12 protein-coding genes are annotated in these 15031 nt (G+C 73.6%); 7 read left to right on the top strand and 5 right to left on the bottom strand.

The features are described from left to right. Window positions 1–1377, top strand: coding sequence for a GH1 family beta-glucosidase (locus Athai_RS21165; protein ID WP_203963117.1), 1377 nt, complete (start codon window positions 1–3; stop codon window positions 1375–1377). A 190-nt stretch (window positions 1378–1567) separates the two neighbouring features. On the opposite strand, the gene Athai_RS21160 is transcribed toward Athai_RS21165, so the two are convergent. Beyond that, window positions 1568–2788, bottom strand: a complete 1221-nt coding sequence (locus Athai_RS21160; RefSeq protein ID WP_203963116.1) for an ROK family transcriptional regulator — start codon at window positions 2786–2788, stop codon at window positions 1568–1570. A gap of 136 nt (window positions 2789–2924) precedes the next feature. On the opposite strand from Athai_RS21160, the gene Athai_RS21155 reads away from it, so the two are divergent. Then, complete coding sequence (locus tag Athai_RS21155; protein ID WP_203963115.1) at window positions 2925–4559, top strand: beta-N-acetylhexosaminidase; 1635 nt, start codon at window positions 2925–2927, stop codon at window positions 4557–4559. 76 nt (window positions 4560–4635) lie between these two features. Here Athai_RS21155 and Athai_RS21150 read toward each other — a convergent pair whose 3' ends face one another. Next, window positions 4636–5454, bottom strand: a complete 819-nt coding sequence (locus Athai_RS21150) for a DsbA family protein (protein ID WP_203963114.1) — start codon at window positions 5452–5454, stop codon at window positions 4636–4638. A gap of 539 nt (window positions 5455–5993) precedes the next feature. On the opposite strand from Athai_RS21150, the gene Athai_RS21145 reads away from it, so the two are divergent. The 4 genes from Athai_RS21145 (at window position 5994) to Athai_RS21130 (ending at window position 8781) form a co-directional block, all read left to right on the top strand. Then, complete coding sequence (locus Athai_RS21145; protein WP_203963113.1) at window positions 5994–6395, top strand: single stranded DNA-binding domain-containing protein; 402 nt, start codon at window positions 5994–5996, stop codon at window positions 6393–6395. A gap of 85 nt (window positions 6396–6480) precedes the next feature. Next, window positions 6481–7614, top strand: a complete 1134-nt coding sequence (gene proB, locus Athai_RS21140; RefSeq protein ID WP_203963112.1) for a glutamate 5-kinase — start codon at window positions 6481–6483, stop codon at window positions 7612–7614. Between the two features lie 145 nt (window positions 7615–7759). Next, window positions 7760–8380 carry a maleylpyruvate isomerase family mycothiol-dependent enzyme gene (locus Athai_RS21135; RefSeq protein ID WP_203963111.1) on the top strand — a complete coding sequence of 207 codons (621 nt, stop codon included), beginning with the start codon at window positions 7760–7762 and terminating at the stop codon, window positions 8378–8380. A gap of 35 nt (window positions 8381–8415) precedes the next feature. After that, window positions 8416–8781 carry a type II toxin-antitoxin system PemK/MazF family toxin gene (locus Athai_RS21130; protein WP_203963110.1) on the top strand — a complete coding sequence of 122 codons (366 nt, stop codon included), beginning with the start codon at window positions 8416–8418 and terminating at the stop codon, window positions 8779–8781. A gap of 1 nt (window position 8782) precedes the next feature. Here Athai_RS21130 and Athai_RS21125 read toward each other — a convergent pair whose 3' ends face one another. After that, complete coding sequence (locus tag Athai_RS21125) at window positions 8783–11200, bottom strand: KAP family P-loop NTPase fold protein (RefSeq protein ID WP_239157452.1); 2418 nt, start codon at window positions 11198–11200, stop codon at window positions 8783–8785. A 466-nt stretch (window positions 11201–11666) separates the two neighbouring features. Between Athai_RS21125 and Athai_RS21120 the strand changes: the two genes are divergently transcribed. Next, entirely contained in the window at window positions 11667–12932 is a 1266-nt protein-coding gene (locus Athai_RS21120) for a glutamate-5-semialdehyde dehydrogenase (RefSeq protein ID WP_203963108.1), read from the top strand. Between the two features lie 30 nt (window positions 12933–12962). Here the strand turns inward: Athai_RS21120 and Athai_RS21115 are convergent, their stop codons facing one another. Both Athai_RS21115 and Athai_RS21110 read right to left on the bottom strand, forming a co-directional pair. Next, window positions 12963–13625: a response regulator gene (locus tag Athai_RS21115; protein ID WP_420829837.1), complete on the bottom strand. Its 663-nt coding sequence runs from the start codon at window positions 13623–13625 to the stop codon at window positions 12963–12965. 5 nt (window positions 13626–13630) lie between these two features. Further along, window positions 13631–14965 carry a sensor histidine kinase gene (locus Athai_RS21110; protein WP_203963106.1) on the bottom strand — a complete coding sequence of 445 codons (1335 nt, stop codon included), beginning with the start codon at window positions 14963–14965 and terminating at the stop codon, window positions 13631–13633. Window positions 14966–15031: the final 66 nt, after the last annotated feature.

Here is a 15031-nt window from a genome sequence, read left to right as displayed (position 1 = left end):
GTGACCGCTCAACTTCCCCGCCTCCCCAAGGGTTTCGTGTTCGGCGCGGCGACCGCGTCGTACCAGATCGAGGGCGCCGTCGATGCCGACGGCCGCGGACCGTCCATCTGGGACACGTTCGCGCACACCCCGGGCGCCGTCGCCGGCGGTGACACCGGCGACGTGGCCTGCGACCACTACCACCGGTACGCCGAGGACGTGGCGCTGCTCAAACAGCTGGGCGCCGGCGCATACCGTTTCTCGATCGCCTGGCCGCGGATCCAGCCGGACGGCAAGGGCGGCGTCAACGCCGCCGGGCTGGACTTCTACCAGCGGCTGGTGGACGAGCTGGTCGGCGCCGGCATCACCCCGATGGCCACGCTCTACCACTGGGACCTGCCGCAGCCGCTGGAGGACGCCGGCGGCTGGCGGGAACGAGACACCGCGGAGCGGTTCGCCGACTACGCGGCGATCGTGCACGAGGCGCTGGCCGACCGGGTGCCGTACTGGATCACCCTGAACGAGCCGTTCTGCAGCTCGTTCATCGGCTACGCCGAGGGCCGGCACGCGCCGGGCGCGCAGGAGGGGCACGGCGCGCTCGCCGCCGCACACCACCTGCTCGTCGGCCACGGCCTCGCGGTACGGGCGATGCGGGCGCAGCGCAAGAACGACGAGCGGTTCGGCATCACGCTCAACATGAACCACGTGACGCCGGCGACGGACGCGCCGGCCGACGTGGCCGCCGCCGCGCGGGCCGAGCTGCTGGCCAACCGGGTGTTCTCCGATCCGGTCCTGGCCGGGCGGTACCCGGACGGCGAGGCGGAGCTGTGGAGCCCGATCAGCGACTTCTCGTTCCGCCGGGACGGTGACCTGGCGCTCGCGCACGAGCCGATCGACTTCCTCGGCGTGAACAACTACTTCCCGCAGTACGCCAAGGATGCGCCGTCGCAGGAGCCGGACCTGTCCCGGCGGGTCGCCACCGACATCGGGGTGGTCGACGTGCCGCCGGCGCGCCTGCCGCAGACCGCGATGCCGTGGCCGGCCGAACCGGACGGGCTGCGCCGGCTGCTGGTGTGGCTGCGGGACAGCTACCCGGACCTGCCGCCGATCTACATCACCGAGAACGGTGCCGCCTACCCGGACACCGTGGTCGACGGCGCGGTGCAGGACCAGGCGCGGATCGGCTACCTGGACGGCCATCTGCGCGCGGTGGCGCAGGCCGTCGACGAGGGCGTCGACGTGCGCGGCTACTTCTGCTGGTCGTTGCTGGACAACTTCGAGTGGGCGTACGGCTACGCGAAGCGGTTCGGCCTGGTGCACGTCGACTACCAGACGCAGCGGCGGACCCCCAAGGCCAGCTACCACTGGTACCGGCAGCTGATCGAGCAGCACGCCTGATCGCCTGCCGTCGACGGTGGACTCGGGTTCCGTCCCGGTCGTCGATGGCCCGGCAGCCGGGTCGTTCGTCGATCACCGAACCGCGTGCGGCGTGTCCAGGTGGGCACGCCGCACGCGTCTGCCCGATCGGCGTGCCCGCGGCGGCGCGTCTCCTTGAACGGTGCGGTGTCGCCCGGTGGCGCGAGTGGGTTCAGCTGCCGAAGAGGTCGTCGTGCAGCAGGTCGAGCCCGGTGAGGACGGCGCCGCGCAGTGCCGGGTCGCCGGTGACGGTCCCGGCCCGTACCTCGGTGGGCAGCGGTATCGCGGCGGCGACCTCGGCGGCGACCAGCTCGGCCAGTGGTGCGCCGCCGGCGTGTCCGATCGGCCCGCCGAGCACGATCGTGCCCGGGTCGAGCACCGCGCACAGCCCCACCACCGCGACCGCGACCAGCTGCGCCAGCTCGACCCGGAACTCCGGTTCCGGGACGGCGGCGAGGACGGCGTCGACCGGGTCGGGTGGGGGAGCGCCGGGCAGGTGCCGGGCCGCGAGCGCGGCCAGCGCCGGCGCTCCGATCAGCTGCTGCATGCCGCGGGCCGGCCGACCGGGCCCACCCGCCGGCCGGCTCGAGCCGTGCCCGGGCACACCCGGGCCGGCCAGGTACGGCAGGTAGCCGATCTCGCCGGCGCCACCGGACGCGCCGCGATGCATCCGGCCACCCAGCAGCACCGCGACGCCGACCCCGGCGCCGAGCGACAGCAGGCAGTACGTGTCGGTGTCGCGGGCCGCGCCGATCCGGTGCTCGGCGACGCCGGCCAGGTTGACCTCGTTGTCCACCAGCACCGGCACGCCCAGCCGGTCCCGCAGCGCCGTCCGCAGGTCGCCGTGCCAGCCGGGCAGCCCGGCGGCGAACGTCACCGCGCCGCTGGCCGGATCGACCAACCCGGGGGTACCGACCGCCACCGCGCCCAGCGGTGCCCGGTGCGCCGCCGGGTCGGCTGCGCTGGATGGTGCGGGGTCGGGCGCGCCGGCCGGCGCCCCGCCCCCGGCGGCGGTGAGCGCGGCGAGTACCTGGGATGCGGGGTCGGCGTCGGGGTCGATCGGCAGCCGCGCGGTGCCGACGGTACGACCGGTCGCGTCGGCCCGGGTGACCACGATGCGGCTGGTGTCGACGGCGACGCCGGCGACGTGTGCGCGGTCCGCCAGCACCCCGTACAGGGCGGCGTTGGGGCCGCGCCGCTCGGCGCCGGACTCGCCGAGCCGGGCGATCAGTCCGTCCGCCGCGAGCCGGTCGATCAGGTCGGCGACGGTGGGCCGGGACAGCCCGGTCAGTGCACGTAGCTGGGTGCGGGTGAGCGGCCCGCGGTCGAGTAGCAGCTGGTAGGCGCTGCGGTCGTTGATCAGCCGCGCGGTGCGCGGTGTCGCGGGTGGCACGGCCCGATCCCCTTTCCAGCAGGAACCCTTCCTGTTAGTTTCTGAATCGTACGACGGCGGCGCCCGGGAGAACAGCGCCGCCCGGCCACACCGGCGGCGTCGACCAGGAACGCCGCCCGGTCAGGAGGAGGATCGGATGACCGATCGGTACGACACCCTGGTGCCCCGCGCGCGCGAGGCCCACCGGCTGCCCGGCACGCTCACGCTGACCGCCGACAGCCGGCTGGTCGGTCCGGACGAGGCGACCGAACCGGTACGCCGGCTGCTCGCCCCGCTGGGGCTGCCGCTGCGCCCCACCGGTACCGGTACCGAGATCGCGGTCGGGTTCGACGCCGCGATCACCGAGCCCGAGGGCTACCGGCTGCACGTCGGTACCACCGGGGTCACGCTGACCGCCGCCGGTGTGGACGGACTGCGGCACGGCGCGCGGACGCTGCGCCAACTGCTGCCGGACACCGCCTGGCGCGCCGCCGCCCCGGCCGGTACCGAGTGGGCGCTCGACTGCGGCGAGGTCGCGGACGCACCGGCGCTGCCGTGGCGCGGCGGGATGCTCGACGTGTCCCGGCACTTCCTGCCCAAGCGGGAGGTGCTGCGCTACCTCGACCTGTTCGCCATGCACGGGCTGAACCGGCTGCACCTGCACCTGTCCGACGACCAGGGCTGGCGGGTGCAGTCCGCCCGCTACCCGAAGCTGACCGAAATCGGCGCGCACCGGCCGGGCAGCCAGGTCGGCCGGGAGCGCGACGGCAGCCACGACCACGTCCCGCACGGCGGCTACTACACGCTCGACGACCTGGCCGAGATCAACGCGTACGCGACCGGGCTCGGCGTCACCGTGGTGCCCGAGCTCGACCTGCCCGGCCACGCGTCCGCGCTGCTCGCCGCCTATCCCGAGTACGGCATCGGTACCCACCGGGTGCTCACCGGCTGGGGCATCTCGGCCGGCGTTGTCACGCCGCTGCCGCGCACCCTGGCGTTCCTCGGCGAGGTGCTGGACGAGCTGACCGAGGCGCTGCCGGTGCCGTACGTGCATCTCGGCGGCGACGAGTGCGTGCTGCGCGACTGGGCGGCGGACGCCGAGGTGATGGGCCACCTCGCCGAGCAGGGCATCACCGAGCCGGTCGACGGCCACGGGTACTTCCTGCGCTCGCTCGGCGAGCACCTCGCCAAGGGCGGTCGGCGGATGGTGGTGTGGGACGAGGGGTTCGTCACCGGCGGGATGCTGCCGGACTCGATCGTCACCGCCTGGCGCGGTTCGTCGGTGGGCCGGCGCGCCGCCGCGGCCGGCTACGACGTGGTGCGCAGCCCCGTCTACCCGACCTACCTCGACTACGACCAATCCGACGGGGCCGACGAGCCGCTGTCGATCGGCGGGCCGCTCACCCTCGACGACGTCGCCGGCTTCGACCCGGTACCGGCGGACTGGGCGGCCGACGAGCGCGCGCACGTGCTCGGCGTGCAGTTCCAGGCCTGGTCGGAGTACATCCCGGACGCCCGGCACCTGGACTACCTGGCGTTCCCGCGGGCCTGCGCGCTGGCCGACGTGGCCTGGACCGGAGCGCCGGCGACGCGGCTGACCGAACGGCTCGACGCGCACCTGCCGCGGCTGGACGCGGCGGGCGTGGAGTACCGGCCGCTGACCGGGCCGCGGCCGTGGCAGGCCGGCGGTGACGGTCCGCGCCGCCGGGTGCCCGGCGCCGAGATGGCGAAGGTACGCGAGCACCTGGAGGCGGTGTCCGCCACCGCCGACGTGCAGCAGGAGACCAACTGACCGCCGCGCGCCCGGCTGGAACGACGCGAGGCCGCCCCGAACGTTGCGGGGCGGCCTCGCGGCATCCGGCCGACGGTCAGGAGGTGCCGTTGAGCAGCTTGGTCAGCCAGTCGGCGGAGTTCAGGTCACTGATCTGGACCTGCTTGCCGTTGTTGACCACGGTCGGCGTCCCGGAGTAGCCGGCCGCCTGGAAGTCCTTCAACTGCTGCGCCGGGTACTTCTTGTAGGTGCCGTCCTTGGCGATCTTGCTGATCTTGCTCTTGTCCGCGCCGAGCCGGCTCGCCAGGTCGATCATCTGGTCGTCGGAGTAGCCGGGACCACCCTCGGCCGGCTGCTTGTGGTAGAGGCTCCAGTGGAACTGCGGGAACTTGCCCTCGGCCACCGTGCCGAGCGCGATGTTCGCGGCCCGGTCGGAGTAGCCGGCCGGCGTCGAGCTGCCGTTCAGCAGGTCGACGATGTGGTACTTGACCTGCAGCGTGCCGTCGTTCAGCGCGGTCTGCATCTGCTTGCCACTGCCGCGCTCCAACTCGCCGCAGTACGGGCACATGAAGTCCTCGTAGATGTCGATCTTGACCTTGGCGCTGTCCTTGCCGGCGACGACCACGCCGTTGTCCAGCTTCACCGGGTAGTTCGCGGTGATCGACGCGGCCGGGATCGTCTTCGGCTTGTTCGACTCGTACACCACCCAGGACACCGCGCCGACCACGACGATGAGCAGCACCGCGCAGACCGAGGCGGTGATGATGATCCGATTCCGGCGCTGTCGCTCGGCGCGTGCCGCGGCGACCGCCTTCGCGGCCCTGGCCCGCTGCTTCGCCGAACCGGCGCCCTTGCCCCGGTTCGCACCGGCGGCCGGGCTGCGGCCCGCGCTGTTCGGTTTGTTCTTGCTCGCCATGTCGGGTTAATCCTCCGGGTGTCCGTTGGCCGCTGCCATCGGTGGGTGACGCTGACATCCATGGTGACCGCCGCCCGTGTGGTCGCCCACGTCCGGTGTCCGGCACCCTCTGGGACGTGGCACGGCCGCGGTTCGGTTCCGGACGTGCCGGGAGACACAGGTCACGCCGGAGGTACGCTACCGCGCCAGCCTGTGCCCCGCCGTACCGCACACCCCCCGGTGCCGGCGCGCGCCCGGCGGGGTCCGCCGGCCGGCCGGGCCCGGCAATCCGGACGAGTCGCCCGCCGAACGGTCGGGCGAGCAGCCGGCTCCCGCGAAACGGGCCCGCGACCCCACCCGGGGCCGCACAATCTAGGAGGTCCCAACGGGATGGGCTGGCGGCGCCCGCCGGGCCGGGGCGACGCTGTCCGCGTGGTCGGCGCGCACCCGGCGCCGGCCCGCCCGGCGGCCCCGGCGGCTCCGCCCCGGACCTCGGCGGAGATTCGGCGCCACCCTGCTGGGACCTCCATCGAAGCCCGCGATCGACGAAGGGTGTCGCGGTGAGCGTTTCCAATCTCTATCTCGGACGACTGCCGGAGGATCCGGCGCGCGAGTACAGCCTGGCCGGCGAGTCGGTGGCCAGTTTCGCGCTGCGCTGCCCGGTGTCGGCTGCCCCGCCCGGTGTCGGCCGGCCTGGTGAGACCAGCGTGCTGGTCGCCGTGCAGGCCACCGGCGCGCTGGCCGAGGAGGTACTGGGTCAGCTCCGGGCCGGTGACCGGGTGCTGGTGGCGGGTTCCCTCGCGGCGAGCCCGCCGGACCCGGACCGGCTCGGCGCCAGCGACGTGCTGGTGCACGCCCAACACGTCGGCCTGGACCTGGACACCGGCGGCTGGCACCGCGATCCGGTACCGGTTCGGGTGGGCGAGACCGCGCCGACCGGCCACCCCGAGTACCACTGGTGACCGCCGGGCCGGTCGGCGGCGCCGCCGTGGGACGGCGGTAACCCGCTGTACCGGGCCCGATCCCCGACGGTACGGTGCGCAGGCGATGGACGGTGCAGAACAGCACGCCCGGGCCGCGGCCGTCGCCGCCGCCCGCCGCGTCGTGGTCAAGGTCGGGTCCTCGTCGCTGACCACCCGGGCCGGCGGGCTCGACCCCGCCCGGCTCGACGCGCTCGTCGACGCGCTCGCCGGGCGCCGGGCCGCCGGCAGCGACGTCATCCTGGTGTCGTCCGGGGCGATCGCCGCCGGGCTCGCCCCGCTCGGGCTGGCCCGCCGGCCGCGCGACCTGGCCACCCAGCAGGCCGCGGCGAGCGTCGGCCAGGTGGCGCTGACCCACCGGTACGCCACCTCGTTCGGCCGGTACGACCAGCGGGTCGGCCAGGTGCTGCTCACCGTCGACGAGGTGATCCGCCGCAGCCGGTACCGCAACGCGCTGCGTACCCTGCACCGGCTGCTCGACCTCGGCGTGCTGCCGATCGTCAACGAGAACGACACCGTCGCCACCGAGGAGATCCGGTTCGGCGACAACGACCGGCTCGCCGCGCTGGTCGCCGCGCTGGTCCGGGCCGACCTGCTGGTGCTGCTGTCCGACGTGGACGCGCTGTACGACGGGGATCCGCGCCGGCCGGACGCCCGCCGGGTCGAGCTGGTGCGCGGCCCGGACGACCTGGCCGGCGTCGAGGTCGGCGGTGCCGGTCGGGCCGGCGTCGGTACCGGCGGGATGGCCACCAAGGTCGACGCGGCCCGGATCGCCTCCGGCTCCGGCGTACCGGTGGTGTTGACCGCCGCGCCGCTCGCCGCCGCGGCGCTGGCCGGTGAGCCGGTCGGTACGTTCTTCGCCGCCGCGTCCCGCCGTCCCCGGCAGCGGCTGTTCTGGCTGGCGCACGCGACCACCCCGCGCGGCCGGCTGCACCTGGACGCCGGCGCGGTCGCCGCGGTCGTCGAGCGGCGGCTGTCGCTGCTGCCGGCCGGGGTGCACGCGGTCGAGGGCACGTTCACCGCCGGCGACCCGGTCGACCTGGTCGACGAGTCCGGCCGGCCGGTGGCCCGCGGCCTGGTCAACTACGACGCGGCCGAGCTGCCCCGGCTGCTGGGCCGGTCCACCCGGGAACTCGCCGCCGAACTCGGCACCTCGTACGAGCGCGAGCTGATCCACCGCGACGATCTCGTGCTGCTCTGAACTCCCCGGCGATCGCGCCCCCGATCGTCGCGTCGTGGGACGGCACGGGACGTCGTCGCGCCGGTGCGGGTCCTCGCCGCACGCCGGTGCGGGTCGCGGCCGACGGTGCGGGTCCGGTGCGGCGAAGCCGGGCTACCCTGCCGGCATGGACGTGCTGGCCGCCGCGAGTGCGGAACGCGCCGATCTCGCCGATCTGCTCGACGCGCTCACCGACGAGCAGTGGGAGACGCCGAGCCTGTGCGCCGGTTGGCGGGTCCGGGACGTCGCGGCGCACGTGATCAGCTACGAGGAGCACGGCACCGCCGATCTCGCCCGGCGGCTCTGGGCGGCCCGGCTGCGGGTCGGCCGGCTCAACGACATCGCGCTGCGCGAGTACAGCCAGCTCGGCCGCACCGAAGTGGCGCGCTTCGTCCGCGACCACCTCGAACCGCGCGGCGCCACCGCCCGGTTCGGCGGCCGGGTGGGTCTCGCCGACTGCCTGATCCACCAGCAGGACATCCGGCGCCCGCTGCGGCTGCCCCGCGACATCCCAGCGGACCGGCTGCGCTGCGCGCTGGACTTCGCCGTCACCGCTCCGCCGCTGCGTGGGTTCTGGCACGCCCGCGGCATCCGTCTCGTTGCCACCGACCTGGACTGGTCCCGCGGCCGGGGCCCGCTCGCCCGCGGTACCGGCGAGGCACTGTTGCTGACCCTGGCCGGTCGCCGCGGGGTCGCCGCCGACCTCACCGGCCCCGGCGCCACCATCCTCCAACACCGCCTCGGCTGACGGCGGCTGCGAGAGTCGGCGCACTGCGAGAGCCTTTGCTCGCACCCGGTGGCAGGCGGCGCGGTGACGTCTACTGGGTCAATCTCGACCCGGCCTGGCCGGACGAATGCAACAAGGTCCGCCCAGCCGTGATCGTCAGCAACGACGGTGCGAACAGGCGCGCCGAGCGGCTCGGCCGCGGCGTGATCACGGTCGTCCCGCTCACGTCCAATGCCAGTCGCGTCCACCCGTTCCAGGTGCTGCTGCCGGAAGGGTCCGGTGGCCTTCGCGGCCTCTCCAAGGCTCAGGCCGAACAGGTCCGGTCGGTGTCGATGGGTCGTCTCACCGACCGCCTCGGCGCCCTGGACCAGGCGCTGCTGGCCGACCTCGACCGGGCCCTGCGCCTCCACCTCGCACTCTGAGTCATCGCAGCCGGAAGCCGTCCACCCCGATGGCCGGACCGGTGCGCAGAAACGCGCGCAGCGTGCCCGCCGTCCCCGTTGGCAGGCCGGGACAGACTGCGGTGAGCCCTTCGCACCAACGGTCGTCTTCTCCGGTGGCGGCGGACTCCAACTCGGCGAGCGCGATCGCGGTGGCGGTGGCGGGCGCCGACACCAGCTGCGGCCAGCGGATCGTGAACGCGGCGAGCTTCGCGATCGACGCCGGCTCCGGTACTGCGGCGCCGCGCAACCGCAGCCGCTCGGCCAGGAACGTGTAGAACCGGAACAGGTTCACGTACCGCTTGATCTCGCGGGGGTTACCGGTGCCGAGCGACGGCAACGCCGCCCGGATCGGTTCGGCGGCGTCGCGGTCGGAGTACCGCTCGGCGAAAACCCGTTCCGCCGCGGCGAGCGTCTCCGGCGCCGGCTCGCCGTCGATGCCGAGCACCGTGCGCTGGGCGTCGAGTGCCGCCGCCCGCAGCTCGTCGTGGTCGACTCCGCCTTCGGAGAGCCGGTCCAGGATCGCCGCATGCAGGGTCGCCACGTCCGCGCGGAACTTCTGGCGCGCCACTTCGGCTCCCGGAAGCGTCTTGAAGGCCGGGGCATACGTCACCGACGCGGCGCTTTGCGGGTCGGACACGCTGGCCTCGGTTGGTACGTGGACGGTCTCACCGATCTGGATCCTCTCGTCCGGCGGTACACGCGGAGGTGCGGGATCGCCGCCGAGCAACTGGTCGAGGTACGCGCCGAGCTCCGTCTCCGGGTCCGGCTCCGGGATTCGTAGCGGCAGCTGCACGAACTTCGCCAGGAACCGCCAGCCCAGTTCGCCGCGACCGGTTTCCGCCGTGGACAGCTCGTGGTACGCGGTGGCCACGCTCGCCGCGACCGCTGTCGGCTCCATCCCGAGGACGAACACGCAGTTGCCGAACTCGCCGGCCAGGAACAGGTTGATCGCCTCGATGACTTGCGCCACGGTGCCGGGGGAACAACGGTCTAGGTCGTCCACGAACACCACGAGCGGCCGGCCTGGTGTCGCGACCAAGTCGAGGACCCGGTGCATATCGGACTGGACCAGGTGCAGGAACCCGAGCCGGCCCTGGTACCCGGGGTCGGTCGCCGGTAGGCCGCTCGCGTCCTCGGCCGAACCGCACAGCGGGGATGGCTGATCCAGCAGCCGGGCGAACGTCGGCGCGGCCGGCCGGAATCTGGACCACAACCACCGGCCGACGCCGCTCGACGTGGCGACGATGCCGCCGCCGATACCCGTCCATCGGCCGACCTCTCGCAGCGCGTCGGTCCAGGCCGGACGCAGCCATGCCAGTACCAGCAGAGTCAACGCGGCTGCGGCGAGCAGCACCAGGAACCAGAGCATGGTGGGCAGCAGTTGCCGGGCGACGATGCCGTACCAGCGGCGGCGGATCGCCTCGGCGTCGATGCGGCTCAGGTTGAGCCGCAGCCAGAACCTCTCCCGGTCACCGCGCGGTAGCCGGTCGGTGACCTGACCGATGATGGTGTGCGCGAGGCCAGCCCAGACCTGGTCGCCGTTCTGGTACATCCACGGGTTGAACCACACCGTCGGCCGCCAACCGTCGGTCTCGGCGTCCGGGGCGGCGTGCTTTGGGCGCGATGCCGGCGGCCGCTTCGTTGCCTGAATCACCTCGCCGTTGGTCACCACGCGGCGTCGACGCCGACCGTACCGCAGCTCGATCGGCGTTCCGGTGGCGGCGCCCGGATCCAGCTCGTCCTGCACCATCCGCATCAGCGACGTCTTGCCCACACCCCACGACCCGTGTATCCCGATCGTCAGCGGTGGACGGGTGTCCGGATGCCGCAGGAACGTCGCGATCGCGTCCACGTACCGCCGCCGGGTCAAGCGGTCCTCGATTGTTGCCGCGTCGGTAGCCAACCGGGGCAGCGGATGCGCGGCGCCCCATGGTGGTGTGTCCCCAGGTTGGTCGTCCTTGACCGGCACTGCGTCCGGCTCTTTGAGCGACCTGGCCGCAGTGGACTGGTCGTAGCTTCGCCAACTCGAACGCCTTGAGTCGATGGAACGGACTGCGTTCAACCAATCGACCGAACGCATCTTCCGATCGGTCGCGATCCCGACGACGTCGCCGTGGGAATCTATGACCGCCCCGGCCGCATCCATGAGACGTGCGCGTGCCGCAGGTGATTCGGTTCGCGGATCGAGCATGAACTGGCCGTCGCCGCGGGAGTCTCCGACGCTTGCCAGTATCCAGTGCTCATTCCTCCGCAGGCCACGAGGTTTGGAATCGCTCAACGCCACGAGGACCGGCATCCGTCGTTCCGCGCGCCTGGGTGAGATTGGTGCTGGTGCGAACGAGGTGGCAATGGCCAGGTCGACGACCGCATGCCCGTCCCGCTCTGCGACCAGGCTCACGCTCGTCAAGTCCGGCTCGTGCTCGCCATACTGAACCTGGAGTGCGAAAGCATCTCCGGCCCCGTTCCCGACTCCCAGTCGAGCTTTGGACAGTACCGAAGCGTTCACCACGACGCGGCGATCGGAGAGCAGAATTCCCTCGCCTACTGGGGTACCGTCTGGCCGGAGCAAACCGACCCGCCAGGTTGGACGATCCTCGGTAGGTCCTGTCATGCGTTTCTCCCTCGATTGGTCATCGGTTAGGTTATTGGTCGAGGCAAAGTGATCAGGTGGCAGCGCGTTACTAAGGTGACGGGGGTGGCGCCGACGGCGGCGTGAAACGCGCGAGCCCACCCAGACCCCCGGGGCGGTGCTGGTTGAGCGGCGCACCGCGGCGGGTTCGTCCAACACGAGGTGGCCGAATCCTTTGATTACTGTCGGGTCCCATGATCGGAGGGGTCCGGGCGTGGGTGGCTAGGCTTGGCCCATGGGTGAGCAGGCGGTGCGGGACGCGGCGGTACGAGCCGGGCAGGCGGCGGTGGAGCTGGCGGTGGCGTCCCGCGGGGTCAAGGACGCGGCACTGCGGGCGATGGCCGATGCGCTGGTGGCTCGACGCGACGAGATCATCGCGGCCAACAGCTCGGACGTCGACGGGGCGCGGGCCGGGGGTACCGGGGCGGCGATGCTGGACCGGCTGTCGCTCGACGCGGCCCGGATCGAGGCGATGGCCGACGGGTTGCGCCAGGTGGCCGGGCTGCCCGACCCGGTGGGTGTGGTGGTCCGCGGCTCGACGTTGGCCAACGGCCTGGAACTGCGGCAGGTGCGGGTGCCGTTCGGGGTCGTCGGCATCATCTACGAGGGCCGGCCGAACGTCACCGCCGATGCCGCCGGGTTGACCCTCAAGTCCGGCAACGCGGTGCTGCTGCGCGGCTCGTCCTCGGCCCGGCGCTCCAACGCCGCGATCGTCGCGGTGCTGCGCGACGCGCTGGCCGCGGCCGGGCTGCCGGCCGACGCGATCGGGCTGCTGCCGGGCGAGTCCCGGGACGAGGTGAGCCACCTGATGCACGCCCGCGGCCTGGTCGATGTGCTGATCCCGCGCGGCGGCGCCGAACTGATCCGGCACGTGGTCGAGGGCTCGACGGTGCCGGTGATCGAGACCGGCGTCGGCAACTGCCACATCTACGTGGACGCCGCCGCCGAGGTGACGATGGCGCGCGACATCGTGCTCGACGCCAAGACGCAGCGCCCGTCGGTGTGCAACGCGGCCGAGACCGTGCTGGTGCACGCCGATCTCGCCGACACCTTCCTGCCGGTACTGCTGCCCGCCCTCGCCGCCGCCGGCGTCACCGTGCACGGGGACAAAACCGTGGCGGCGCAGGGGAAAGCGCTGGACGTTCCGGTGGCGCCGGCGACCGAGGACGACTGGGCGACCGAGTACCTGTCGCTGGATCTCGCGGTCGCGGTGGTGCCGAGCCTGGACGCGGCGCTGGCGCACATCCGGCGCTGGTCCACCGGCCACAGCGAGGCGATCGTGACCGGTTCGCAGTCGGCCGCCCGCGCCTTCACCGCCCGGGTCGACGCCGCCGCCGTGCTGGTCAACGCGTCCACCCGGTTCACCGACGGCGGCGAGTTCGGGTTCGGCGCCGAGATCGGCATCTCCACCCAGAAGCTGCACGCCCGCGGTCCGATGGGGCTGCCCGAGCTGACCAGCACCAAGTACGTCGTCACCGGTGACGGGCACGTCCGCGGCTGACCGGCGCCGCGGTGCGCCGCGGCCATCCGATCAGCGGTCGGGTTCCGGGTCGGTGACGCCGGCCCGCACCAGGCCCGACTCGTACGCGTAGACGACCGCGTGCACCCGATCGCGCAGGCCGAGCTTGGCGAGCAGCCGGCGCACGTGGGTCTTCACGGTGCCCTCGGTGACGTACAGCCGGGCGGCGATCTCGCCGTTGGTCAGGCCCCGGGCGATCAGCACCAGCACCTCCCGTTCCCGGGCCGTCACCGGAACGGTCTCGGGCGCCGGTGCGGCCGGCCCGGTGCCGACGTAGCGTTCCAGCAGCCGGCGGGTCACGGTGGGCGCGACGACCGCTTCACCCCGGGCCACCACCCGGATCGCGGACAGCAGGTCGGCGGCGAGGGCGTCCTTGAGCAGGAACCCGCTCGCGCCGGCCCGCAACGCCGCGTACACGTACTCGTCCAGGTCGAACGTGGTGAGCATCAGCACCCGGGTGGCCCCGCCGGCGGCCACGATGCGCCGGGTCGCCTCGACCCCGTCGACGCCCGGCATCCGCACGTCCATCAGCACCAGGTCGGGACGGAGCCGTCGGGTGGCCGTCACGGCCTCGGCGCCGTCGCCCGCCTCGCCCACCACCCGCAGATCCGGTGCGGCGTCCAGGATCAGCCGGAACCCGGTGCGGACCAGCGCCTGGTCGTCGGCGAGCAGGATGTCGGTCACTGCTGCTCCGGGTGTGGCAGCCAGGCGTGCACGACGAACCCGCCGGCCGGGTCGGGCCCGGCGGTCAGCGTCCCGCCGAGCAGCTCGGCTCGTTCCCGCATGCCGCGTACCCCCAGCCCGCCGCGCGCCGGCGCCGCGCTGCCGGGCGGCCCGCCCGGCAGCGCGCTGGTTGCCGGGTCGGGCGCGCGGTCGGCCGGGTCGGGTGCGCCGGTCGCCGCGGGCCCGCCGGTACCGTCGTCGGTGATGCGCACATCGATCGCGCTTTGCTGGTGGCACAGCGAAACCGTGGCGGTGGCGGTCGGCCCGGCGTGCTTGAGCACGTTGGTCAGCGCCTCCTGAACGATCCGGTACGCGGTGGTGTCCACTGTGGACGGCAGCGTCGCGGGTGCGGTGCCGCGGCACTCCGACCGTACCGTGGTGCCCGCCCGGCGCACCCGGTCGAGCAGGGCGGGCAGCCGGTCCAGCCCCGGCTCCGGCTGCCAGCGGTCCGCGTCGTCGAGCGCCGCAAGGGTACGCCGGGTGTCGGCGAGCGAGGCGCGCCCGGTGGTGACGATGGCCTCCAGCGCGGTGCGCGCGTCCGCGGGCCGCTCGGCCATCGCCGCCTGGGCGCCCTGGGCCTGGATCACGATGACCGACAGGCCGTGCGCCACCACGTCGTGCATGTCGCGGCTGATCCGGGCGCGCTCGGCCGCCACCGCGAGCGCCGCCCGCTGGTCGCGTTCACGCTCCAGCCCGGCGGCGCGGGCGTGCAACTCGGTCAGGTACTCCCGCCGGGCCCGGGTACCGCGGCCCAACGCCCAGGCCGTCACCAGCAGCAGCCCGACCACCAGCGGCAGGCTCCAGCCGCCGCCGCCGGATCGGATCGGTGTCGGCCCTGCCGAGGCGTCCAGCCGCAGCACGGTGGCGACCGACACGTGCAGCCCGCCGTACCGCTGGGCGAGCCAGCCGCCGACCACCGTGCACAGCACGACGCCCGCCAGTAGCGGCGAGGCGACCGACGGGCGGCAGCGCGCGGCGACGGTGTACACGAGGATCGGCACCGCGAGTTCCACCACGGTGGGCGGCATCAGCAGGGCGAGCTGGATCACGGTGCCGAGGGCGCAGCCGAGCAGCGCGGGCAGCGGCCAGCGGCGGCGCACCGCGGTCCCGCCGACGAGGACGGCGGTCGCCGCCCACCACCCGACGACGGTGCCGGCTCCGCCACCGCTGCGCTCGGCGACCACGCGTACCAGCTGGACCGGGGTGTTGACGAGCAGGCAGCCGACGAGCAGGCAGAGGGCGAGCGTGGCGTCCTGCACGCCCGGTCGGTGGACCAGCCGCGCCGGTGTCATGACCGGCCAGTCTAGGGGCGGCGCGGTGGTGTCCGCGTACGCCCGGGGGCCGATTCGGGGTCTGCC

Origin of the sequence: Actinocatenispora thailandica, assembly GCF_016865425.1 — a bacterium.
GTDB classification, from domain to species: domain Bacteria; phylum Actinomycetota; class Actinomycetes; order Mycobacteriales; family Micromonosporaceae; genus Actinocatenispora; species Actinocatenispora thailandica.
The sequence above is the reverse complement of the archived record's forward strand: the minus strand, read 5'-3'. Positions and strand labels throughout refer to the sequence as shown.

Coding starts and splice junctions, on each gene's coding strand:
- Athai_RS21120 (WP_203963108.1), top strand. CDS start 11,667: ATGGGTGAGCAGGCGGTGCGGGACGCGGCGGTACGAGCCGGGCAGGCG.
- Athai_RS21150 (WP_203963114.1), bottom strand. CDS start 5,454: ATGGCGAGCAAGAACAAACCGAACAGCGCGGGCCGCAGCCCGGCCGCC.
- proB (WP_203963112.1), top strand. CDS start 6,481: ATGGACGGTGCAGAACAGCACGCCCGGGCCGCGGCCGTCGCCGCCGCC.
- Athai_RS21135 (WP_203963111.1), top strand. CDS start 7,760: ATGGACGTGCTGGCCGCCGCGAGTGCGGAACGCGCCGATCTCGCCGAT.
- Athai_RS21155 (WP_203963115.1), top strand. CDS start 2,925: ATGACCGATCGGTACGACACCCTGGTGCCCCGCGCGCGCGAGGCCCAC.
- Athai_RS21110 (WP_203963106.1), bottom strand. CDS start 14,965: ATGACACCGGCGCGGCTGGTCCACCGACCGGGCGTGCAGGACGCCACG.